20 protein-coding genes are annotated in these 21,022 nt (G+C 74.2%); 7 read left to right on the forward strand and 13 right to left on the reverse strand.

Annotated elements, in window-relative coordinates; genetic code table 11:
* Positions 1-5 precede the first annotated feature (5 nt).
* Positions 6-884: an SAM-dependent methyltransferase gene (locus ACIRGB_RS20775; protein WP_403866885.1), complete on the forward strand. Its 879-nt coding sequence runs from the start codon at positions 6-8 to the stop codon at positions 882-884.
* Between the two features lie 60 nt (positions 885-944).
* On the opposite strand, the gene ACIRGB_RS20780 is transcribed toward ACIRGB_RS20775, so the two are convergent.
* From ACIRGB_RS20780 to ACIRGB_RS20820, 9 genes are all read right to left on the reverse strand, one after another.
* Positions 945-2,186, reverse strand: a complete 1,242-nt coding sequence (locus ACIRGB_RS20780; RefSeq protein WP_403866888.1) for a wax ester/triacylglycerol synthase domain-containing protein — start codon at positions 2,184-2,186, stop codon at positions 945-947.
* 91 nt (positions 2,187-2,277) lie between these two features.
* Positions 2,278-3,600, reverse strand: a complete 1,323-nt coding sequence (locus ACIRGB_RS20785) for an NAD(P)/FAD-dependent oxidoreductase (RefSeq protein WP_403866891.1) — start codon at positions 3,598-3,600, stop codon at positions 2,278-2,280.
* Positions 3,597-4,196 carry a flavin reductase family protein gene (locus ACIRGB_RS20790; protein ID WP_403866893.1) on the reverse strand — a complete coding sequence of 200 codons (600 nt, stop codon included), beginning with the start codon at positions 4,194-4,196 and terminating at the stop codon, positions 3,597-3,599. Before ACIRGB_RS20790 ends, ACIRGB_RS20785 begins: the two co-directional genes overlap by 4 nt.
* Positions 4,168-4,635: an aromatase/cyclase gene (locus tag ACIRGB_RS20795; protein ID WP_403866896.1), complete on the reverse strand. Its 468-nt coding sequence runs from the start codon at positions 4,633-4,635 to the stop codon at positions 4,168-4,170. The genes ACIRGB_RS20790 and ACIRGB_RS20795 overlap by 29 nt, the downstream gene beginning before the upstream one ends.
* A gap of 81 nt (positions 4,636-4,716) precedes the next feature.
* Entirely contained in the window at positions 4,717-6,099 is a 1,383-nt protein-coding gene (locus tag ACIRGB_RS20800; RefSeq protein WP_403866899.1) for an aspartate aminotransferase family protein, read from the reverse strand.
* On the reverse strand, positions 6,096-7,217 hold the full coding sequence (locus tag ACIRGB_RS20805; RefSeq protein ID WP_403866901.1) for an SDR family oxidoreductase: 1,122 nt from the start codon (positions 7,215-7,217) through the stop codon (positions 6,096-6,098). The genes ACIRGB_RS20800 and ACIRGB_RS20805 overlap by 4 nt, the downstream gene beginning before the upstream one ends.
* Before the next feature lie 55 nt (positions 7,218-7,272).
* A complete protein-coding gene (locus ACIRGB_RS20810; protein WP_403866904.1) occupies positions 7,273-8,406 on the reverse strand; it encodes an acyl-CoA dehydrogenase in 1,134 nt (377 codons plus the stop codon).
* A gap of 72 nt (positions 8,407-8,478) precedes the next feature.
* Positions 8,479-9,441 carry a bifunctional lysylphosphatidylglycerol flippase/synthetase MprF gene (locus ACIRGB_RS20815; protein ID WP_403866907.1) on the reverse strand — a complete coding sequence of 321 codons (963 nt, stop codon included), beginning with the start codon at positions 9,439-9,441 and terminating at the stop codon, positions 8,479-8,481.
* Entirely contained in the window at positions 9,425-9,931 is a 507-nt protein-coding gene (locus tag ACIRGB_RS20820) for a hypothetical protein (protein WP_403866909.1), read from the reverse strand. The genes ACIRGB_RS20815 and ACIRGB_RS20820 overlap by 17 nt, the downstream gene beginning before the upstream one ends.
* Positions 9,932-10,093: 162 nt before the next feature.
* Between ACIRGB_RS20820 and ACIRGB_RS20825 the strand changes: the two genes are divergently transcribed.
* From ACIRGB_RS20825 to ACIRGB_RS20835, 3 genes are all read left to right on the forward strand, one after another.
* Complete coding sequence (locus tag ACIRGB_RS20825) at positions 10,094-11,587, forward strand: PLP-dependent aminotransferase family protein (RefSeq protein ID WP_403866912.1); 1,494 nt, start codon at positions 10,094-10,096, stop codon at positions 11,585-11,587.
* A 156-nt stretch (positions 11,588-11,743) separates the two neighbouring features.
* Complete coding sequence (locus tag ACIRGB_RS20830) at positions 11,744-13,330, forward strand: alkaline phosphatase D family protein (protein WP_403866915.1); 1,587 nt, start codon at positions 11,744-11,746, stop codon at positions 13,328-13,330.
* Positions 13,331-13,515: 185 nt separating this feature from the next.
* Positions 13,516-14,889, forward strand: coding sequence for a GNAT family N-acetyltransferase (locus ACIRGB_RS20835; protein ID WP_403866918.1), 1,374 nt, complete (start codon positions 13,516-13,518; stop codon positions 14,887-14,889).
* 24 nt (positions 14,890-14,913) lie between these two features.
* Here the strand turns inward: ACIRGB_RS20835 and ACIRGB_RS20840 are convergent, their stop codons facing one another.
* The gene (locus ACIRGB_RS20840; RefSeq protein ID WP_403866921.1) at positions 14,914-16,137 is read right to left on the reverse strand and encodes a trans-sulfuration enzyme family protein; all 1,224 of its coding nucleotides are present in this window, start codon (positions 16,135-16,137) and stop codon (positions 14,914-14,916) included.
* Positions 16,138-16,196: 59 nt separating this feature from the next.
* Between ACIRGB_RS20840 and ACIRGB_RS20845 the strand changes: the two genes are divergently transcribed.
* The gene (locus ACIRGB_RS20845; protein ID WP_403866924.1) at positions 16,197-16,715 is read left to right on the forward strand and encodes an Lrp/AsnC family transcriptional regulator; all 519 of its coding nucleotides are present in this window, start codon (positions 16,197-16,199) and stop codon (positions 16,713-16,715) included.
* A 78-nt stretch (positions 16,716-16,793) separates the two neighbouring features.
* Positions 16,794-18,482: a DUF885 domain-containing protein gene (locus ACIRGB_RS20850; RefSeq protein ID WP_403866927.1), complete on the forward strand. Its 1,689-nt coding sequence runs from the start codon at positions 16,794-16,796 to the stop codon at positions 18,480-18,482.
* Positions 18,483-18,506: 24 nt separating this feature from the next.
* On the opposite strand, the gene ACIRGB_RS20855 is transcribed toward ACIRGB_RS20850, so the two are convergent.
* The 3 genes from ACIRGB_RS20855 to ACIRGB_RS20865 are packed head-to-tail and all read right to left on the reverse strand — an operon-like array spanning position 18,507 to position 20,437.
* Positions 18,507-19,352, reverse strand: a complete 846-nt coding sequence (locus tag ACIRGB_RS20855) for an SDR family oxidoreductase (protein WP_403866930.1) — start codon at positions 19,350-19,352, stop codon at positions 18,507-18,509.
* Between the two features lie 53 nt (positions 19,353-19,405).
* Positions 19,406-19,924, reverse strand: coding sequence for an immunity 21 family protein (locus ACIRGB_RS20860; protein WP_403866933.1), 519 nt, complete (start codon positions 19,922-19,924; stop codon positions 19,406-19,408).
* 21 nt (positions 19,925-19,945) lie between these two features.
* Positions 19,946-20,437 carry a rhodanese-like domain-containing protein gene (locus tag ACIRGB_RS20865; RefSeq protein WP_403866936.1) on the reverse strand — a complete coding sequence of 164 codons (492 nt, stop codon included), beginning with the start codon at positions 20,435-20,437 and terminating at the stop codon, positions 19,946-19,948.
* A 120-nt stretch (positions 20,438-20,557) separates the two neighbouring features.
* On the opposite strand from ACIRGB_RS20865, the gene ACIRGB_RS20870 reads away from it, so the two are divergent.
* On the forward strand, positions 20,558-21,004 hold the full coding sequence (locus ACIRGB_RS20870) for an Lrp/AsnC family transcriptional regulator (RefSeq protein WP_403866939.1): 447 nt from the start codon (positions 20,558-20,560) through the stop codon (positions 21,002-21,004).
* Positions 21,005-21,022: the final 18 nt, after the last annotated feature.

The following is a 21,022-nucleotide window of genomic DNA, read 5'->3' on the forward strand; positions in this document are numbered from 1 at the left end:
ATCCCATGCCGGAATCCACCCGTCCGCAGTCACCGTTCGCGCCGGCCGCCGCAGCCCCGCACGGCATCTCCCGCGCGGCGCTCTGGACGGCCGCCGCCCACGCGGCGGAGAACCTCCGGCCCGCGCCGCTCGTCCGCGACCCGTGGGCCGCCGACTTCCTGCACGCGGCCGGGTTCGACGGGGGCCCGCCCGGTGACGGACCGATGCAGCGCCTGCTGCCCGACTATCAGGTGGTACGCACCCGCTTCTTCGACGACTACCTTCGCGCCGCGGCCCGTTCGGGCTGCCGCCAGGTGGTGCTGCTCGGCGCCGGCCTGGACACCCGTGCCTTCCGGCTCGACTGGCCGACCGGGGTGCACGTCTTCGAGGTGGAGGACGCGGCCGTACTGGCCGTCAAGGAACGGGTACTGGACTTGAGCCGGCTCTCCTGCGGACGCCGCACCGGCGTGGAAGCCGACGGCACGGCACCCTGGCGGGAGGAACTGAGCGCGGCGGGATTCGATCCCGGCAGGCCCACCGCATGGCTCTGCGAGGCACCCCTGTACTTCCTCCGGCCCCCGGAGGTCGAGGCCGTCGTCGCCGCGATGACCGAACTCTCCGCGCCCGGCAGCATGTTCGGCGCCGAGTGCGTGAACTCCGCGACCATGTCCTCCCCGCTCGTCGCGCCCTTCATGGAGGCCCTGTCGACGATCGGACTGGCCTGGAACTGGCAGCTCGCCGAGCCGGAGCGCTGGTGGGCGGAGCACGGCTGGGACGCGGGGGTCGCCGACCTGTTCACGCTGCCGTACGCGGTCGAGCGCCTCTCCCCGTATCTGCCCTTGATCGGCACGGCCGCCGCGGACAGCGTCTTCCTCATCACCGGAACGCTGCGCGGCACTCCCTGACACGGCACCACGCGCGGGGCCCCGGACGCACCGTCCGGGGCCCCGCGCGTGGTGCCGTGGCTACGGCCGCTCCAGCTCCAGCAGCGCCGCGAGCCACAGGTCGGGGAGTTCGTCCGCGGTCGCCAGGGCCTCGTCGTGCACGACGGTCAGGCACGCGGTGTCCTGGTGGCTCGTCAGCGTCGTCACACACCGGATGCCCGACGCGACGCCGGCGAAGACGGCCGCACGACGGGCCGCGACCCCCTGGTGGACCAGGGCCGTGCCGAAGTTCACGCTGCTCACCGGGCCGGCCACGAACGCCCCGCGCACCAGGCGGGTGCCGACGGTGGCGCCGAGCGTCCGCGGGGCGGCGGACAGCAGCAGGCGCATGGCGTCGCGCCGCCGGCTCTCCCGCAGCCGGCCCGTGCGGGCGACGACCCGGGCGAGGGCCCGCCGGGGTGACTCCTCGTCGCAGGGCAGCAGGAGCCGGGCGGTGACCATGCGGTTGCCCGGGGCGTACTCCTCCCCCGGGGCCCGGACCGACATCGGGATCGACACGGGCAGTGGCGGATGGGCCGAGCCGGTGTCCTTCAGGTACCAGGTGCGGACGGCGTGGGACAGGGCCGCGAGGTAGACGTCCGTGACCGTGCCGCCGTGGGCGCGGGCGACGGCGCGCAGCCGGGCCAGCGGGGTGTCGGCGTGGCAGACGTCGACGCGGCCCGTGGACTCTCCGTCGAACGCGGGTTTCGGGGTGGGCGCGCGGAAGGCGGCCACCACCTCGCCCAGGGCGTCCGCGAGGCCGTGTGCGGTGGGCCGGGCGGGATGCTGTGGGGCCGGTCCGCCCTCGGGGTGGTCTCCGAGGAGGGCGCGGGCGGTGTAGGCGGCGCCCATGCCGTCCTGGAAGGTGTGGTCGGTCCGGTAGACCAGGGTGTGGCGGTCCGCCGGGCCGTGGACCAGCCACACGTCCCAGGGCGGCAGGTCGTCCGTGCTCATCGGCCGGGACAGCATCAGGCGGCTGGTCGCCGACCCGTCGGTGTCCTCGGGCAGCCACGCCTCGTGCACGTGCCGGTCCACCGCGATCCGGTCCACCCGCCGGAACTTCCGGCGGTCCCGTGCGATGCGGTAGCGCAGCGTCGGGACGCGGTGGACGCGTTCGGCGACCCGAGCGCGCACGGAGTCCAGGGTGGGGGCACGGCCTTCGAACCCGAACGTGAACGCGAGGGGAACGGGACTGCCGCCCGTCGCCAGGTGGAAGGCGGCATCTACGGTTCCCATGGACAGGGCCGGCGGCAGGCGGCCGTCCGTACCGAAGTCGGGTCGCACGGTGGAACCTCCTGGTCGGGTTCTGCGGGTCTGCGGGGTTGCGAGGCTGGGGTCTGCGCAGCCGGAGTACGGGTGCCGGCAGCGTCCGCTGTCAGCATGTGTGCCGGGCGATTCGCCCCATGGCGTCCACGTACGCCCGCAGCAGGGGGCGCGCGGGTCCGCGTGCGGGCAGGCGCGGGGCCCGGGAGCGGTGCCACGGGAGCGGTTCGCCGGGTTCCGGCTCGCCCAGCAGGGCCGCGGCCACGTGCGCGCCGTGCGCCACGGACAGGGCGAGTCCGTGCCCGCAGCAGCCGCCGATGTACCAGACGTCGTCGAAGCCCGGCACCGGCCCCACCACCGGCAGGTCGTCGCCCGTCATGCCGATGCGGCCGGACCAGCGGTGGGTGACCCGTACCCGGGCGAGGTCCGGGTGCAGGGACCGCAGCCACCTCTCCAGCCGGGCCCAGGCACGCTCCCTGACGGCCTGGAGACGGGAGGCGCCGACCCCCGCCGGGACCGTGGCGGTACCGCCGCCCGCCACCAGGCCCTGGTCCGGGAGCAGCCGGAAGTACGGCGCCAACGGGACGGCGTCGACGACGGAGTGTCCGGCGCGCCCGCCCAGGGCCTCGTAGGCCGGGGCGCTCAGCGGTTCGGTGGCGACGGCGTACACCTCGAGCGGCAGGACCGTGCCGACCGGCAGGTCCAGTGCCTGCGCGGCCGAGTTGACGGCCAGCACCGCCTGACCGGCGTAGAGCCTGCCGTGCGGGAGGACCAGCTCGGGGCCGACCAGATCGCCGGGGCGGAGGGCCAGCAGCGGGCTGCGGCCGTAGAACCGCACGCCCTTGTCGGCGCAGGCACGGGCGAGGGCGCAGGTCAGGGCGGCCGGGTCGAGGGTGGCGGCGGGGCGGTGCAGGAGTGCCGCCCGGTAGGGCACGTCGACCCGGTCGCGGATGCCGGCCGGGGTGAGGACGGGGACGTCCAGGCCGAGTTCGCGGCAGGCGCGGGCCTGGCGGGCGAGTGCCACCAGGCCCGCGGACGACCGCGTGGCCACCAGTTGCTCGCCGGGCCGCAGCCCGCAGGGCACGTCGAGCCGGGCGCACAGGGCGAGGACGTCCCGCACCGCCCGCTCACTGGCCCGGTGCATCCTGCGCGCCGTCTGCGGGCCGAAGCGGCGCACCGCGCGGTCGATCGCGGGGCCGGCCCGGGGGCCCAGCAGACCGGTGCCCCGGCCGCTGGCGCCGGCGGCCGGGTGCTCGGCGTCCACCACCGCGATGTCGAGCCCGGGGGCGCGTTCCGCCAGGTGGTAGGCGCAGGACAGCCCGGCCAGGCCGGCCCCGACGACGGCCACGTCGGCGGTGACCACGCCGTGCAGCTGGGGCTGCGTCGGCAGTTCCGCGGGGTCCCAGTACGGCGTCCCGGCCGGTGGCCCGGTCATCCGGCGGTGTCCGGCACCGGCTCGGTCAGCGCACCGAACCGGCGGTCGTGCCACAGCAGCGGGCGTCCGCCGCCCACGTGCACGGCGGCGATCCGGCCGACGACGAGGTGGTGGTCGCCGTAGCGGCGTACGTCCTCGGTCAGGCACACCGACCAGGCGAGCGCGTCGGCCAGCACGGGGACGCCCAGCACCTGCCGGGTGTCCGTCCCGGCGAACCGCTCGGCCGCGGTCGTCGCCGGGGACGCGAACCGGCCCGCGAGCCCCCGCTGTTCCTCGCGCAGCAGGTGCACGGCGAAGGCCCGGCGGGCGCGGACGGCGGCGAGGGTGCGCGAGCCGTCGCGCAGACAGGCGAGGAGCAGCGGCGGGCGGGCGGAGAGCGAGGTGACGGCGGACACCGTCATGCCGAGCGGGCCGTCCGCGCCGCGGGCGGTCACGACGGTCACCCCGGCGGCCAGCTTGGCGTACAGGCCGAGGCAGCGGGCGGCGCCCGGCCCCGGTTCCTCGTGCAGCGGCTCCTCCTGCGGCGGCTCGGCGGCCGGGGGCGGGGCGCCCGCGACGGCCGCCCGGTCAGTCACCAGCCGCAGCCGCGCGCTCATCGATCACCTCCGCGCCCGCAAGGCCGCGCAGCACGCGGGCGATGTTGGTCCGCAGGGTCGACTCGGCCACCGGGTCGAGGATCTCGGCCATGGAAGGGATGCCGAGGTCGAAGGCCGCGGTGTAGACGACGAGCGTGCCGCCGTCCCTCGCTTCGCAGCGCCAGCTCCCCTCGAAGGCCTGGAAGTCGCCGCTGAGCTGTTCGAAGGCGATGGAGTACGTCTCGGGCGAGTGGGTGTCGCGTTCCCGCCACCGCATCAGACCGCCCCGGAACTCGACGGTCCAGTGCGAGACCGTGGAGCCGTCGGGCAGCGGAGGCTCGACGTGCACCTCGCGGAAGGTGTCGCTGTACTCGGGATAACGGCGGAAGTCGCTGATGCGGGCGAAGACGTCGGCGGGTGCCAGTCCGTCGGCGAGGGCGTGCAGGACCACGTGGCGCATGGGTCGTTCGGTTCCTTCCCGGAGGGTTTTCGGACGCTGGTGTCCAAAGCTGGTGGCTGGCGCCGGCGGCAGGGGCCGGTGTCAGCCGGTCATGCGGTCGGCCGTGCTGCGCAGGGCCGCGCCGAGGGTGGTGAGGAACAGGTCGAGCGCGGAGTCCTCGACCACGGCGGGCGGGGTCAGCCGCAGCACCCGGGTGGAGTTGAGGGAGTTGTTGACGAGCACACCGCGGGAGATCAGTTCCAGCAGGAGTTCGCCGACCGCCTGTTCTTCGGCGAACTCGATACCGATCAGCAGCCCCCTGCCGCGCACTTCGCGGACCAGTCCGCCCTCGTACGGCGCGCACACGGCCTGTACGGCGGTGAGGATGCGCGGGCCGAGCGCGGCGGCCCGGGCCACGGTGTCCTCCTCCTCCATCGCCCGTACGGTGGCGAGGGCGGCGGCGCAGGCGATCGGCGAGGCGCCGAAGGTGGAGGTGTGCAGGTAGGGGTCGCGGCTGAAGGGGGCGTAGGCCTGAGCGGTGGCGACCATCGCGGCGACCGGTACGACACCGCCGCTGAGTCCCTTGCCGACGAGCAGCACGTCCGGACGCACGTCCTCGGCGTCGACGCCCCACCAGGTGCCCAGCCGTCCCATGCCGGTCTGGATCTCGTCGACGACCAGCAGGGCGCCGTGCTCCTCGCACAGCGCCCGCACCTGGCTGAGGTAGCCGTGGCGGGGGATGCGTACGCCGCCCTCGCCCTGGACGGGTTCGACGATGACGCAGGCCCGGTCGCGGCGGGCGGCCAGCGCCTGTTCGAGGTCGGCCGGGTCGTCGTAGGCCACCTGGGTGACGTCCGGGAGCAGGGGCTGGAAGGGCGTCTGGTAGGTGGCGTTGGCGGTGACGCTCAGTGCGCCCAGGGTCTTGCCGTGGAAGCCGCTGCGGGTGGTGATCACCGAGGTGAGTCCGTGGGCGCGGGCCAGTTTCAGGGCCGCTTCGGTGGCCTCGGCGCCGGAGTTGACGAAGTGGACGTAGTCGAGGCCGGGCGGGGTGTGGGCGGCCAGGGCCTGGGCGGCCAGGGCGGCGACGGGTTCGAGGAAGACGCGGCTGGCCAGCGGGTGGGTGTCGATCTGCCGGTGCACCGCTTCGACGACGGCCGGGTGGCGGTGGCCCATGATGAAGACGCCGTAGCCGCCGAAGTCCAGGAAGCGGCGGCCGTCGTCGGCGTGGATCCAGGCCCCCTCGGAGCGGATCTCGGCCATGCCGCCCATGACGCGGCCCATCACGGCACGGCCGGAGCCGATGTGCTTCTGGTAGAGGTCCACGATGTCGGGCCGGTCGGTCGGCGCGGCGGCCCCGGCGCGCGGGGTGGAGGACTCGGAAGCCGGGGCAAAGGCCCCGGAGGACGGCGTGGGGGTCTCGGAGCGGGGTCCGGCAGCCCCGGAGGACGGCCCGGTGGTACCGGTGGACGGGGGCGACACGGTCATGACGCCACCTCCATCCAAGCGGCCGCGGCGGTCCGGTTCCGGGTGAGCGGGCCGGCCCTGTCCCCCGCCCAGCTCTCCGCGTTGCGTACCAGCGCGGCCCTGATGTCGGTCCGGGTCGGGCGGGTGCCGCAATCGGGTTCGCCGAGGGAGGTGTCGAACGGCAGCTCCCGCTGGAACACCAGCAGCAGTTCCGCGTAGTACTCCAGCCGCCGCCGCAGGGACGCGGGCAGCGAGGTGCCCTCCAGCATGGGCAGCAGCAGCCGGTGCACGGCCTCGACGGGGATGAGCCGGGGCCGCTGCGGCCGGGGGAGGCCGTGGCGTACGGCGACGTCCGCGCAGACGTCGGCGAACTCCCGCAGTTCGATGGCCTCCTTGCCGGCCGTCAGCCAGTACTCGCCGTCGGCCACACCGCCCCGGACCAGGTCGCCGATGGCCCGCGAGACATAGTCCTGGGGCACCATGTCGATCCGGGCCTCGGGGGCTCCGGGCAGCACCGGGGCCCGCCCCAGGAGCATCGAGCCGATCGCCCTGGTCAGCCCCTGCTGACCGCCGATCCGCCCGCTGACGGAGTCGCCCATGACGACCGAGGGCCGGACGATGGCGCCGGGCACGCCCGACTCGCGGGTCATCTGTTCGGCCCTGGCCTTGGAGTCGAGGTAGGCGGCGGCACCCGGGAAGCGCCGGCGGTCCTCCTCGGTGGGGGTGTTGGCCACGAACGCGGTACTCACCAGGTACAGCGGGGCGTCGGCCCGGGCCGCCAGGTCGAGCACGGTGTCCGTACCGCGCAGGTTGGTGCGTGTGATGTCCTGGGGCGGAGTACGCCAGTTGGTCTCGGCGGCGCAGTGCAGCACCACGTCCACCTCGAGGGCCAGTTCGTGCCAGGCCAGTGGGCTCAGGCCGAGCCGGGGAGCGACCAGGTCGCCCTGGAGCTCGCGCACCCGCGGATCGCGCAACGGTGTGTTGCGGCGCAGGCACAGCAGGTCGAAGTCGGGTGACAGCTCGTCGATCAGGGCACGTCCGAGCACTCCGGAACCGCCGGTGAGCAGCAGGGAGGGGCGGTCGCGCCGTCCCGTACGGCCGACGGGCAGGAGGGCGAGACGCTGGTTGTCTGACGGCATGGGGGGTGTGTTCTCCCAACGGGTCTCGGCCCACCGATGGACGGTGGGGGCGCGGTCAGGCGATGGCGAGTGGCCGGTCCGCCAGGTACGCGGACAACGGGGCGGTCATCCGGGAGCGCGACGGCGGGTGCAGGGAGAGACCGTTGGCGCAGGCGGCCAGGTGGCCCACCTCGTCGGACGTCATGAAGTTGAGGCCGCCGAGGAGTTCGACCGCGCGCGGGACGACCCGGGCGATGGCGTCCTGGACGCCGTAGCGCACGTACAACGCCTGGGCGAGCGCCGACTCGTCGAGGTCACCGGCGTCGATACGGCGGGCGACGCCCTCGGCGGTGGCCATGGCGGCCTCGGTCTCGACGAAGAGGCGTACCCGCTCGTGCTCGGGGATGCGGTCGTTCAGCAGGACCCGCTCCACCAGCGCGCTCGCGGCGCCGAGGTAGCTGCCCGTCATCAGCGTCTGGAACCAGATCAGGCCGGCCGTCTGGAGTTCGTCGAGCTGTTCGCCGGAGGTCGTCGCGGTGCGCAGCAGGAGTTCCGGCGGTACCAGGACGTCGGTGAGCGTGACCTGTTCGCTCTCGGCCCCGGCGAGGAAGGCGCTGGACCAGAAGCCGCTGACGCTCATCCCCTCGCTCTCCGCGGGGATGAGGGCCACGGCGAGTTCGTCGCCCTGCCCGTCCTCGCGCGGGATCAGCACGCTGGCGGTGAGTACGTCCATGGAGTGGGCCAGGCTGCACGGCCGTTTGACGCCGTTGATCCGGATGCCGTCCGCGGTCACCGTGGCGGTCATCGACGGGTCGAGGATGCCCGCGCCGCTGCGGCCCTCGGCGAAGCCGGAGGCGATCACGCGGTTGGACGAGGCCACGCCCTCGATCAGCATCCACTCCAGGCCGTCGCCGAGGCCGCCGATCCCGACCAGGGTGGCCATGGAGAAGTGGTGCATGGTGGTGGCCACGGCCAGGGACGGCGAGCGGCTGCCGATGGCCCGCTGCACGCGCAGGGCGTCGAGCGCGGTGGCGCCCCGGCCCTGGTGGGACTCGGGGACGAGCAGACCTGGACCGCCGCTGTCCCGGAAGTGCCGGATGCCCGGGCTGCCCGGCCGCTCCAGTTCCATCAGCGGGACCTCGCGCAGGGCGGGGTCCAGTTCGGGCAGCAGCTTCGCCAGGGTGGCGCGTTCACGCTCTAGGAATCTCATGGGCGTGCGGTCCTCCAGGGTGGGATGCGTACGGAATCGGCGCGGCACTCGCGCGGCCGTGGACGAGGTGGCTCAGAGGGCGTTGGTGGCGCGCAGCAACTGCCAGATGGCGCCGGGGCGGGGCCTGCCGCGGAAGGCGATGTACTCCGGCAGGACCACGTGCGGGGCCCACTTCTGCTTGTACTCGAGCTGGGAGGCCGCCGGGTAGATCACGTCGCCGCGCTCGGCCAGGAGACGGGCGAACCGGGCGAACATGCGGCTGGCACCGGGTAGTTCGTGCTCGGCGTCGAGCCCGGTGAACGGGGTGAAGCCGAAGTGCAACCAGCCGGCCCCGTCGGCGGTGAGCCGTTCCATGACGGTGGCGTTGAGCGCCTCCATCACGCCGGGCGGAGCGTCGGGGCGGCGCCGGCTGAGATCGTGCAGCCAGCCGGAGCGGCTGCCGTAGACCGGCGAGTAGTTGATGTAGCCGACCGTCTCGCCGTCGATCCGGCCGACGAACAGACGGCGGTGCCGCTGCAGGTGCCCGTTGCGCTGGCCGACGAGGAAGCGCAGCTCCTTGGCGTGCCGGCCCTTGTCCCGCAGCCAGCACTGGTCGATCCGGTCCAGTTCGGCGCAGTCGTCGCCGGCCGTGACCTCGGCGACCTCCAGGCCCGCCCGCCGGGCGCGCGAGATCTTGTTCCGCAGCCGCACGAACCGTGAGCCGCGCAGTGTGAAACGGCTCAGGTCGACCGCGTACGACGCCCCGAGCTGGTTGACCGTGAAGCCGTGCGCCGCGTACAGCTCGGCGTCCGCCCGCTGAAGTTGCACGGCGACCAGACGGCGGCCGGCGTGGGCGGCGAACGCGTCCAGCAGGCGCGCACGGTGTTCCGGCGCGGTGAACGGGCCGCCGAATTGCAGCACGTAGCGGCCCGAGGTGCGATAGGCACAGGTGCCGTCGAACCCGCCGTCGTGGAAGTACGCGTTCCCGCTGTTGAGGGCGAGAAAGGAACTGGGGTTGTCGCTGTGGGCGGCGAGTGTGTCAAGCACGGACGGCATCGGTGTCCTCCACGGAAGTCCGCGCGGCGGCGTTCGCGCCGGAATCCGCCGCCGAGTGGTACCGCTGCTCGAACCTCCGGAACTCCGGCGTGGTTTCCGGTTCGAAGGGGACACCGAAGGGCTTGAGGGAGTTCCCGAAGAGGGCCCGGTCGCCCATGAGGTGGATCGGGAGGGCCAGCAGGGCCCATTCCGGCCGGACGAACAGCGCCCACGCCCCGGCCAGGACACCGGCGGTGACCAGGCTGTGCATGGTGTTGTAGGCCACGTAGCAGCCGCGCGGAACGTGTCCGTGCGGGCTGCGCCGGAAGGCGATCGCGCCGGGCAGGTATCCGACGACGTCGATCACCGCGAACAGCAGCACGAAGACGGCCCAGCGGATTTCCGTGAGGTGCTGGAAGGCGAGCACGACGGAGACGGTGAGAAAGCCGAGCCATTCAAGTCGGGAGAGAGCGAAGGTGGTCTTCGTCTCGAAACGGTTCTTGGAGTCCACGGGCGCTCCTGGATTGCGCGTACGATTCCGGGGCGCGACCTCGCTCTGCCCCCTCGCTGTGGTCTGTCACTCTGGTTTACGCACCAGCGGGTCCAACCCCTCGTAAAGTGGAGCTGATTGAGAAGACGTGGTGCGGACGTGACGTTCGGGGGGACTTCTTTCATGACGCCGTCGACCGGTCCGGGCGGCCCTGCGGGCTCCGCCGCCGGCAGCGCGGCCTGGGAGGTGCTGCTGCCCGCCGCCTCGGCACCGGCACGCGCGCGTGGCCGCGCCCTGCAAGAGGCCCTGCGCGACGCGGTCCGTTCGGGCCGGCTCACGCCGGGCACCCGCCTCCCGTCCAGCCGGGACCTGGCGGCCGACCTCAAGGTGTCGCGGGGGCTGGTGACGGAGGCATACGGGCAGCTGACGGCCGAGGGCTATCTGCGCAGCGGGCAGGGCGCGGGGACGTGGGTGGGGGATGCCGTACGGGCCGCCCGGCCGCGCGCGCGTGATCTCGCCCCGCGCTCCCCCGCCGATCGCGTCGACTTCGTGCCGGGGACGCCCGACCTGTCGCTCTTCCCGCGTGCGGCGTGGGCCGCGGCGCAGCGGAGCGTGCTGGCGGACCTGCCGCACGAGGGCCTGGGTTATCCCGACCCGCGCGGGCTGCCGGGGCTGCGGACCGCCCTGGCCGAGCTGCTCGCCCGGCGCCGGGGTGTGGTCGCGGACCCCGAGCGGATCGTGGTGGTCTCCGGGGTGGCGCAGGCCACCGCGCTGCTGGCGAGCGTGCTGTACGCGCGCGGGATGCGCACCGCCGGGGTGGAGGACCCCGGCAGCCCTCAGCACCACGCCCTGTACGCCTCGGCGGGCCTGGGCACGGCGCCCCTCCCGCTGGACGAGGAGGGCCTCGCCCCGGGGCCGCTGCACGCGTCGGGCGTACGGGTCGTGGTGACGACACCGGCCCACCAGTTCCCCACCGGGATCGCCTACTCGGCGCGGCGGCGGGCCGAACTGCTCGGCTGGGCGCGGTCCGTGGACGGTCTCGTCCTGGAGGACGACTACGACGGGGACTTCCGCTACGACCGTGCCCCCGTGGGCGCGCTCCAGGGGCTCGATCCGGAGCGCGTCGCCTACACGGGCTCGGTCAGCAAGTCCCTCGCCCCGGGGCTGCGGCTGGGCTGGCTGCTGGTGCCGGACTGGCTCGCGGACGACGTCGTCGAACGCAAGCGCACCACCGACCTCGGCCACCCGACCCTCGACCAGGCGGTGTTCGCCCGTTTCGTCGAGCGCGGCGACTACGACCGGCGGCTCCGCGTGTGCCAGCGCGCCTACCGGGAGCGCCGCGACGCCCTGGTGGCCGCGCTGGCCGAGCACTTCCCCGGCTCACGGGTCACCGGCATCGCCGCCGGCCTGCACGCCATCGCCACGCTTCCCGAGCGGTACGGGCCCGAGGAGGGCTTCCTCGCGCGCGTGGCGGAGGCGGGCGTCGCGGTGCGCTCGCTGGCGGCGTACGCGCACGGCGGTGCGGCCGGCGGCCCGGTGGGCGAGGGACAGGTGGCCGAGGGCCCGGTGCGCGAGGGCCCGGAGGCCGGCAAGGAGGTGCGGCTGGTGCTGGGGTACGCGCACCTGACGCCGGGACGGATCCGGGCGGGGGTGGAGAGGATGGCCGCGGCCGTGTGACCCGGCGCCCGCGCGCGGGCGGCGGACCGCTCGGGTCGTCCGGGTTGTTCACCCGCAATTTCCGTGGGCGCCGCGCCGTGCCAGTAGGTCTGGCTCCGCACACTGTCCCGAAAACCCGGCCGCACACCGGCCGGACCCCGTCCTGGAGGCGCATCCATGTCACCTCGTCCGTTGCCCGGCCGCCGCAGCGTGCTGCGCGGTTCGCTCGCCGCGTCGGCTGCCCTGACCCTGCCCACCGCCCTGGGGGCGGCGCCGGCGTTCGCCCGTTCCGGGCGGCCGGGGGCGGGCTGGGGCGTGCAGACGGGAGACGTGACCTCCCACTCCGGTCTGGTGTGGGTGCGCTCCGACCGGCCGGCCCGGATGATCGTCGAGACGTCCGCGACCGAGTCGTTCCGCCACCCGCACCGGTGGCACGGTCCGCTGCTCGGACGCGACACCGACTTCACCGGCACCACCCGGCTGCGCGGCCTGCCGCCGGGCGAGCAGATCCACTACCGCGTGCTCCTCGCCGACCCGGACGACCCGCGCCGCACCGGCGAGCCGGTCACCGGGACCTTCCGCACCGTGCCGGTCCGCCGCCGCGAGGGTGTGCGTTTCGTGTGGTCCGGCGACCTCGCCGGGCAGGGCTGGGGCATCAACCCCGGCCTCGGCGGCTACCGCATCTTCGACGCCATGGGTGCCCTGGACCCGGACTTCTTCCTGTGCAGCGGCGACACCATCTACGCCGACGGCCCCATCGCCGAGACGGCGGCCCTGCCCGACGGCGGCACCTGGCGGAACATCACGACCGAGGAGAAGTCCAAGGTCGCCGAGACCCTCGCCGAGTTCCGCGGCAACTTCCGCTACAACCTGCTCGACGAGAACCTGCGGCGCTTCAACGCGCGGGTCCCGTCGGTCGTCCAGTGGGACGACCACGAGGTCCGCAACAACTGGTACCCGGGCCAGGTGATCGCGGACACGGACGACCGGTACACGGAGAAGCGCGTCGACGTACTGGCCGCCCGCGCCCGGCGCGCGTTCGCCGAGTACTTCCCGATCTCCACCCTGCGCCCCGGCGCGCGCGAGGGACGGGTGCACCGGGTGCTGCGCCAGGGCCCGTTGCTCGACGTGTTCGTGCTGGACATGCGGACGTACCGCGACGCCAACTCCCCCGGCAAGCAGACCGTGGACCCGCAGGGCATCCTGGGCCGCGAGCAGTTGGAGTGGCTGAAGCGGGAACTGGCGCGGTCGCGCGCGGTGTGGAAGGTCATCGCGGCGGACATGCCGATCGGTCTGGTCGTGCCGGACGCCACCGAGGGCGCGCCCAACATCGAGGCGATCGCCCAGGGCGACCCCGGCGCACCACTGGGGCGCGAGTTGCAGATCGCCGAGCTGCTGCGCTTCGTCAAGCACCGCAGGATCACCGGCACGGTGTGGCTGACGGCCGACGTGCACCACACCTCGGCCCAGCACTACCAGCCCTCCCGGGCCGCGTTCGGTGACTTCGAGCCGTTCTGGGAGTTCGTGTCCGGGCCGCTCAACGCGGGCGCGTTCCCGGCCAGCGCGCTGGACGGCACCTTCGGTCCCGAACGGGTCTTCGTGAAGGCGCCGACCGCCTCGAACGTCTCGCCCGCGGGCGGCTACCAGTTCTTCGGCGAGGTCGACATCGACGGCGACAGCGCCGACATGACGGTGCGGCTGCGCGAGCAGGACGGCACGGTGCTGTTCACGAAGGTGCTGCGGCCGGGCCGGGTGGGCCAGTAGCCCCCCGTGGCCGGTCCCGTAGCCTGTCGGGTGTGCCGCGCACCGGCGTCATCCCCCGGTGCGCGGCCCCTTACAACCGGCCCGAAAAGGCCAAAAGCATCCCAGAAGCCTTCTTTACCCATCGGTCACAGAGCGTTCGTGATCACGCAACACCGTTCCTTCACAGTGGGTGCATGAGTCGAGACATGTCTGATGTGACGGACGCCGTGACGCACCTCGTCGAGCACGGCACCGCGGTGCCCGCCCTGGTCCTGGCCTCGCTGGCGGCGCTGATCGCCACGGCGGGTTTCCACACCCGGTGGTCACGACGCCGCGGGCAGGCGCCGCCGGCGGACGATACCGGCACCCGGCCACCGACCACCGCGCGGCCGGCCGGGACCGCACCGCCCGGGACCGCACCGACCGGTACGGGACCGACCGGCACCGGGCCGACGGGGGCCGAGCCGGTCGACGAGAGCGCGCTGTGGCGGATGCGGACGACGGTACGGGACGCGCCGGGATCGCTGGCCGTGCTCTGCGGGGCCCTCGCCGAACGGCGGATCGACATCCTGAGCCTTCAGACACACCCGCTGACCGAGGGCACGGTGGACGAGTTCCTGCTCCGTGCCCCGGGTGAGCTGAGCGGGACGGAGCTGGCCGAGCTGGTGACGGCGGCGGGCGGGGCCCGGACCTGGACCGAGCGGGCGGACGCCCACGACCTGGTGGACGCGCCGACCCGGGTGCTGGGCCTGGCCGCCCGTACGGCCCTGGACGCGTCGGAACTGCCGCTGGCGCTGCGGCAGTTGCTGGGCCGGTGCACCATCAGGTCCCTGCCCGCGACCGCCGACGCCCGGACCGGGGCGCACCCGGGGCAGGCCGTGCCGCCGGAGGGCACGTTCGAGGACACGGTGCTGCGGCTGCGCGCCCCGGAGGGCGGCGTGATCAGTGTGGAGCGCCCCCATCTGCCGTTCACCCCGGCCGAGTTCGCCCGGGCGCGGGCGCTGGTCGAGCTGGACGCCCGGCTCGGTCCGCGGGTCCCGCGCGGCCGGGACGTGCTGACGCTGCCCGAGGGAAGCGACATCACGGTCCGCCGGGCGGACACGCGTGACGTTCCGGCCGCGAAGGCGATGCACGAACGCTGCTCGGCGCGGACGCTCGGCATGCGCTACCACGGTCCGGTCGGGGACGCCGACCGGTATCTCAACCATCTGCTCAGCCCGCGCTTCGGCCGCACCCTCGCCGTGCAGACCGCCTCGGGTCGGATCGTCGGGCTCGGTCATCTGCTGTGGGACGGGGACGAGACGGAGGTCGCGCTGCTCGTCGAGGACGAGTGGCAGCGCCGGGGCATCGGCGGCGAACTCCTCGCCCGCCTGGTGGCGATGGCGGCGGAGACGGGCTGCGAGAGCGTGTACGCGGTCACGCAGGCGTCCAACACCGGCATGGTCGCCGCGATGCGCGGCCTGGGCCTCCCCCTCGACTACCAGATCGAGGAGGGGACCCTGGTCGTCACGGCCCGCCTGGACCCGTCGGCCGGCACCGCGGCGCCACTGCCGCACGGGGAGCGGATCGGCCGGGAGTGAGGCGGCGGCAGGCGCGGTGGCGGGTCACTCGGCCCGCGACAGCGCCTCCCGCAGCGGGACGGCCTCGGCCGCCCGCTCCCCCAGGGCCCGGTCCAGGTCGGCCCACAGGTCGTCGACGTCCTCCAGACCGACCGACAGGCGCAGCAGCCGGTCGGACACCCCGGCGCTCCGCCGGTCGTCCGGGTCCACGATGCGGTGGCTGATGGACGCCGGGTGCTGGATGAGCGTGTCGACGCTGCCGAGACTCACGGCCGGAGTGATCAGCCGGACCCCGCCAATGACCGCGTGCGGGTCGCCGTGGACCTCGAAGGAGACCATCGCGCCGCCGATGCGCGGGTAGTGGACGCGGGCCACCCGCGGGTCGGCGGCCAGCCGCCCGGCCAGCTCGGCGGCGCCCGCGGAGGCGGCCCGGACCCGGACGGGCAGGGTGGACAGTCCTCGCAGCAGCAGGTAGCCGGCCAGCGGGTGCAGCACGCCGCCGGTGGCGAAGCGGACCTGCCGCAGCCGCCCGGCGAACTCCTCGTCGCAGGCGACCACGCCGGCCAGCACGTCGCCGTGCCCGCCGAGGTATTTGGTGGCGCTGTGCAGCACCAGCCGGGCCCCGTGTTCGGCGGGGCGCTGGAGCACGGGGGTGGCGAAGGTGTTGTCGACGAGCAGCGGCACCGACCCGCAGGCGTGCGCGACGGCCCGCAGGTCGACCTCGGCCAGCGTCGGGTTGGCCGGCGTCTCGACCAGCACCAGGCCGGTGTCCGGGCGCAGCGCGTCCGCGACGCCCGCCGGGTCGGTCCAGGTGACCTCGGACCCGAGCAGCCCGGCGGTCAGCAGGTGGTCGCTGCACCCGTACAGCGGCCGTACGGCGACCACGTGCCGCAGTCCCATCGAGCCGCGGACCAGTAGCACCGCGCTGAGCGCGGCCATGCCGCTGGCGAAGGCGACGGCGGCCTCGGTCCCCTCCAGCCGGGCCAGCGCCGTCTCGAAGCGGGCGACGGTCGGGTTGCCGAGGCGGCCGTAGACCGGCGGCCCGTCCGGTTCGGCGCCGGTGGCGGCGAACGCGTCGATGCGGGCGGCCTCGCCGCGGCTGTCGTACGACGGGTAGGTCGTGGACAGGTCGATGGGCGGGGCGTGCAGTCCCTGGGCGGCGAGGTCGTCGCGGCCGGCGTGCACGGCTTCGGTGGCCAGTGCCCTGCCCGTGGGTGCGGTGGTGCGTACGTCGTCGGGTGGTGACGTGTGCGTGCGCGCTGAGTCCATGCCCGAAGGGTGAACACCGACCGGGCCAACCGGGGCGTACTCCGTGTTACGTTCGGGCCATGGCCGATTCCGTCGTACTCGATCCGGTGGATCTCCAGCTGCTGCGGCTGTTGCAGAACGACGCCCGGACCACGTACCGCGATCTCGCCGCCCAGGTCGGCGTCGCCCCGTCGACCTGCCTGGACCGGGTGGCCCGGCTGCGGCGGGCCGGCGTGATCCTCGGCCACCGGCTGGAGCTGGACCCGGCCAAGCTGGGGCGTGGCCTCCAGGCACTGCTGTCGGTGCAGGTGCGCCCGCACCGGCGGGAGCTGGTCGGACCGTTCGTGGAGCGCATCCGGGCGCTGCCCGAGTCGCGCACCGTCTTCCACCTCACCGGCCCGGACGACTACCTCGTGCATGTCGCGGTCGCGGACATGACGGATCTGCAACGGCTGGTCCTGGACGAGTTCACCTCCCGGCGGGAGGTGGCCCGGGTCGAGACCCGGCTGATCTTCCAGCAGTGGGAGTGCGGCCCGCTGCTGCCCCCGGCCGCACCCGCGCCGCCGTCGGCGGCCGCCCCTCCCCCGGCCACGCCCTGAGCGAAATCCGGCCGCCCGCACGGTCGGGCCCGGTCCGCCGGGCTGACGCGGCACCGGTGTCCGTATGAGGATGTCCGCATGTCAGAGACCAAGAGCCCGCTGCCCCGCGAGGTCGCCGACGCCTACGTCGACGAGCTCATCGCCCTCGACCCGGTCACCGGTACCTACCTCGGTGTCGCGGAGAGTTCCAGCCGTCTGCCCGACCTCTCACCCGCCGGTCAGGAGGCCCTCGCCGAGCTGGCCCGCACCACCCTGGCCCGGCTGGACGAGGCGGAGCGCCGGCCGGGCGGGGACAGCGACGTGGAGCGGCGCTGCGCGCGGCTGCTGCGTGAGCGCCTCACCGCCGAACTCGCGGTGCACGAGGCCGACGAGGGGCTGCGTTCGGTCGGCAACATGGGCACCGCCGCCCACTCGGTGCGCGAGGTCTTCGCCCTCACCCCGACCGGGACCGACGAGGACTGGGCCCGGATCGCCGAGCGGCTGCGCGCGGTGCCCGCGGCGTTCGCGGGCTACCGCGCGTCCCTGTCCCTGGGCCTGGAGCGCGGGCTGTACGCGGCGCCGCGGCCGACCGCGACGTTCGTCGAGCAACTCGGCGAGTGGGCGGACACCGGCGAGGGGCGTGGCTGGTTCGAGGACTTCGCCGCCGACGGCCCCGAGGCGCTGCGCGCGGAGCTGGACGAGGCCGCCCGGGGCGCGACCGCCGCCGTGGCGGACCTGCGGGACTGGATGCGCGACGTGTACGCCCCGGCCATCGAGGGCGCCCCGGACACGGTGGGCCGGGAGCGCTACGCCCGCTGGTCGCGCTACTACAACGGCACCGACCTGGACCTGGACGAGGCGTACGCGTACGGCTGGTCCGAGTACCACCGCCTGCTGGCCGAGATGAAGGCGGAGGCGGAGAAGATCCTGCCGGGCGCGAAGACGCCGTGGGTGGCGCTGGCGCACCTGGACGAGCACGGCAAGCACATCGAGGGCGTCGACGAGGTCCGCGACTGGCTCCAGGGCCTGATGGACCAGGCGATCGATCAGTTGGACGGCACGCACTTCGAACTCGCCGAGCGGGTACGGAGGGTGGAGTCGCGCATCGCGCCGCCCGGCAGCGCGGCGGCGCCCTACTACACCTCGCCGTCGGAGGACTTCTCGCGCCCCGGCCGCACCTGGCTGCCGACGATGGGGCAGACCCGGTTCCCCGTGTACGACCTGGTCTCGACCTGGTACCACGAGGGCGTCCCGGGCCACCACCTCCAGCTCGCGCAGTGGACGCACGTGGCGGAGGACCTCTCCCGCTACCAGGCTTCGGTGGGCATGGTCAGCGCCAACGCCGAGGGCTGGGCGCTGTACGCGGAGCGGCTGATGGACGAGCTGGGCTACCTCACGGACGCGGAGCAGCGCCTGGGCTACCTGGACGCGCAGATGATGCGGGCCGCCCGGGTCATCGTGGACATCGGCATGCACCTGGAGCTGGAGATCCCGGCGGACTCGCCCTTCCACCCGGGTGAGCGCTGGACGCCGAAGCTGGCGCAGGAGTTCTTCGGCGCGCACAGCAGCCGCCCGGCGGACTTCGTGGAGAGCGAGCTGACCCGGTACCTGACGATCCCGGGCCAGGCGATCGGCTACAAGCTCGGCGAGCGGGCGTGGCTGCTGGGCCGGGAGAAGGCCCGCGAGCGGCACGGCGACTCCTTCGACCTCAAGGCGTGGCACATGGCGGCCCTCTCCCAGGGCTCGCTGGGCCTGGACGACCTGGTGGACGAGCTGGCGCGGCTGTGACGCCCGCACCGCCCCGCCCTCACCTCACCGTCTGAAGCCTCCCTCCGAGTCGATCACCTGACCGGTGATCCAGTCCGCCTCGTCCGTGGCGAGCCACGCGATGAGGCGGGCCGGGTCGTCGGGCACGCCCCACCGCCCGGCGGGGAAGAGCGCGGCGACGGCGTCGTAGTCCTCGCCGGTCAGGTAACCGGTGTCCACGGGGCCGGGGTTGACCGCGTTCACGGTGACGGCGTGCTCGGCGAGGGTCGTCGCCAGGGAGCGCGTGACGGAGGCGAGCGCGCCCTTCTGGAGCGCGTAGGCGATCTCGCCGGGCATGCCGCCCGCGATGTCCTGGCCGGACGTCATCAGCACGACGCGTCCGCCGGGTGTACGCGGCGGCAGGGCGGCGCGGTGGCGGGCGTGGGCCTGGATCAGCAGCAGTACCGAACGGGTGTCGACCTGCCAGTGGGCGTCGAGCATGGCGGCGTCGACGGTGTCGAGGGTGCCGTCTGACCCGCTGAGCGCGTGGTTGGCGACGAGGATGTCCAGCCGTCCGCCGAGCGCTTCGGCGGCGGTGGCGACGAGTTCGCCGGGCGCGTCGGGGCGGGTGAGGTCGCCGGGGCCCGCGTGCACGGCGGCGTCCGGGTCGCCGAGCGCCGCGCGTACGGAGTCGACCACGTCGGCCACGCGGTCGGCGCCCCAGGGCATGGCGGCGTCGTGCGGGACGTGGTGGTGCAGGTAGACGCTCGCTCCGTACGCGGCGAGCCGCCGGGCCACGGCGTGGCCGATGCCGCCGCGCCGGCTGGCTCCGGTGACGAGGGCGGTGCGGCCGCGCAGGGGCAGCGGGTCGCGGCGCAGGTCTTCGGGGGCGGGGTGCGGAAGTCGTGGCATGGGCACCCATGATGGGCGGCCCGCGACCGCCCCGCACGTCAATATCGCCGCGCCTACCGGTCGGTGAGCCGCCGCAGCTGTACGAGGCTCAGCCAGGTCTCCGGGCCGGGCCGCACCTCGGCCGCGCGCACCGCGTACCGGCCGGGGTCCAGCGCGACCCGCACCCGGTCGGCGCGGTCCGACGCGGCGCCGGGCCAGGCGGCGTCGAACAGGAACACGGGTCCCGGCACGTGCCAGGACACCTCGGGCTGCCACTCGGCGGTGTCGAGGGCGGCGGGCACCCCGGCCAGCACCTCGTCCTCGGAGTCCGCGGCGCACCAGCGGACGAAGGCGCCGTGGTCGGGGAGGTAGGCGGTGGAGGCGGGTTCGTCGCCGAGCACCAGGGCGGTGGAGTCGCCGACCGGGAGCAGCCCGACCTGGCCGTCGACCTCGCAGGCCCGGTCGTAGTCGGAGTCCGTCTCCTCGCCGTCGGCGCCGGTCCAGAACGGCAGCACCGTCTCCGGTACCGCGATCAGCGGCCCGCCGCCCGACTCGACCCACTCCACCGCGCCCGGCTCCGCGTATCGCACCATGCGGCAGAACCTACACGCCGCTCAGCAGCCGCAGTCGGCCGCGTCCACCGGTACGGTCAGGGGGTCGGCGGCGCGGCGCTCGGCGCCCTGCCGGGTCTCGAACTCGAAGCCCTCGCGCACCCAGTACTCGAAACCGCCGAGCATCTCCTTGACCCGGTAGCCGAGTTCGGCGAGGGCGAGGGCCGCGCGCGCCGCCCCGTTGCAGCCGGGGCCCCAGCAGTAGGTCACCACCGGCACGGCGGGGTCGAGGAGTTGCCCGGCCTGCTCCGGGACCTGCGCGGTGGGGAGGTGGACGGCGCCGGGGACGTGGCCCTGGTCCCAGGACTCGATGGAGCGGCAGTCGACGAGCACGAACCCCGGGTCGCCGCCGGCCGCGAGCGCGTCGGCGACGTCGGAGACGTCGGTGTGAAAGGCGAGGCTCGCCCGGAAGTACGCGGCGGCCTCGGCGGACGGTGCGGGGGCGGTTCGCAGGACGGCGTTGACGTGCCCGACGGCGGGGGTGGTGACGGTCATGGTCCGGCCTCTCCTCAGTGGATCTCCAGCCGAAAATCTATGGCCCGCACCGCCCCGCCTGAAGGGCGATTCACCGGCCGTCACCTTGTTCCGCCGGTGAATCCCTGCTATTCATCTCCGATGACCGAGTATTCCCCGGACGCCACGGACTGGCGCATTCTCGACGCCCTCCAGCGGGACGGGCGGGTCAGCTTCGCCGAACTGGCGCGTGCCGTCTCGATGTCCGCGAGCGCGGTGACGGAGCGGGTGCGGCGCCTGGAGGACGCCGGGATCATCCAGGGGTACGCGGCGGTGGTCGACCCCGAGCGGCTGGGTCTGCCGATCCTGGCGTTCGTGCGGCTGCGCTACCCGGTGGCCAACTACAAGCCGTTCCACGACCTGGTCGCGGTCACGCCGGAGATCCTGGAGGCGCACCACGTCACGGGCGACGACTGCTTCGTCATCAAGGTCGCGGCCCGTTCGATGCGGCACCTGGAGGAGGTGTCCGGCCGGATCAGCGCCTTGGGCTCGGTCACCACCAGCGTGGTCTACTCCTCACCGCTCCCCCGCCGCCCGCTGGGCCGCTGAGGTCGGCGCGGGAGGGCC

The organism is Streptomyces sp. NPDC102490, from assembly GCF_044765285.1.
Taxonomy (GTDB): Bacteria; Actinomycetota; Actinomycetes; order Streptomycetales; family Streptomycetaceae; genus Streptomyces.

Coding starts and splice junctions, on each gene's coding strand:
- ACIRGB_RS20855 (WP_403866930.1), bottom strand. CDS start 19,352: ATGCCACGACTTCCGCACCCCGCCCCCGAAGACCTGCGCCGCGACCCG.
- ACIRGB_RS20810 (WP_403866904.1), bottom strand. CDS start 8,406: ATGAGATTCCTAGAGCGTGAACGCGCCACCCTGGCGAAGCTGCTGCCC.
- ACIRGB_RS20790 (WP_403866893.1), bottom strand. CDS start 4,196: ATGAGCGCGCGGCTGCGGCTGGTGACTGACCGGGCGGCCGTCGCGGGC.
- ACIRGB_RS20825 (WP_403866912.1), top strand. CDS start 10,094: ATGACGCCGTCGACCGGTCCGGGCGGCCCTGCGGGCTCCGCCGCCGGC.
- ACIRGB_RS20800 (WP_403866899.1), bottom strand. CDS start 6,099: ATGACCGTGTCGCCCCCGTCCACCGGTACCACCGGGCCGTCCTCCGGG.
- ACIRGB_RS20835 (WP_403866918.1), top strand. CDS start 13,516: ATGTCTGATGTGACGGACGCCGTGACGCACCTCGTCGAGCACGGCACC.
- ACIRGB_RS20845 (WP_403866924.1), top strand. CDS start 16,197: ATGGCCGATTCCGTCGTACTCGATCCGGTGGATCTCCAGCTGCTGCGG.
- ACIRGB_RS20775 (WP_403866885.1), top strand. CDS start 6: ATGCCGGAATCCACCCGTCCGCAGTCACCGTTCGCGCCGGCCGCCGCA.
- ACIRGB_RS20865 (WP_403866936.1), bottom strand. CDS start 20,437: ATGACCGTCACCACCCCCGCCGTCGGGCACGTCAACGCCGTCCTGCGA.
- ACIRGB_RS20795 (WP_403866896.1), bottom strand. CDS start 4,635: ATGCGCCACGTGGTCCTGCACGCCCTCGCCGACGGACTGGCACCCGCC.
- ACIRGB_RS20805 (WP_403866901.1), bottom strand. CDS start 7,217: ATGCCGTCAGACAACCAGCGTCTCGCCCTCCTGCCCGTCGGCCGTACG.
- ACIRGB_RS20870 (WP_403866939.1), top strand. CDS start 20,558: ATGACCGAGTATTCCCCGGACGCCACGGACTGGCGCATTCTCGACGCC.
- ACIRGB_RS20830 (WP_403866915.1), top strand. CDS start 11,744: ATGTCACCTCGTCCGTTGCCCGGCCGCCGCAGCGTGCTGCGCGGTTCG.
- ACIRGB_RS20860 (WP_403866933.1), bottom strand. CDS start 19,924: ATGGTGCGATACGCGGAGCCGGGCGCGGTGGAGTGGGTCGAGTCGGGC.
- ACIRGB_RS20850 (WP_403866927.1), top strand. CDS start 16,794: ATGTCAGAGACCAAGAGCCCGCTGCCCCGCGAGGTCGCCGACGCCTAC.
- ACIRGB_RS20815 (WP_403866907.1), bottom strand. CDS start 9,441: ATGCCGTCCGTGCTTGACACACTCGCCGCCCACAGCGACAACCCCAGT.
- ACIRGB_RS20785 (WP_403866891.1), bottom strand. CDS start 3,600: ATGACCGGGCCACCGGCCGGGACGCCGTACTGGGACCCCGCGGAACTG.
- ACIRGB_RS20840 (WP_403866921.1), bottom strand. CDS start 16,137: ATGGACTCAGCGCGCACGCACACGTCACCACCCGACGACGTACGCACC.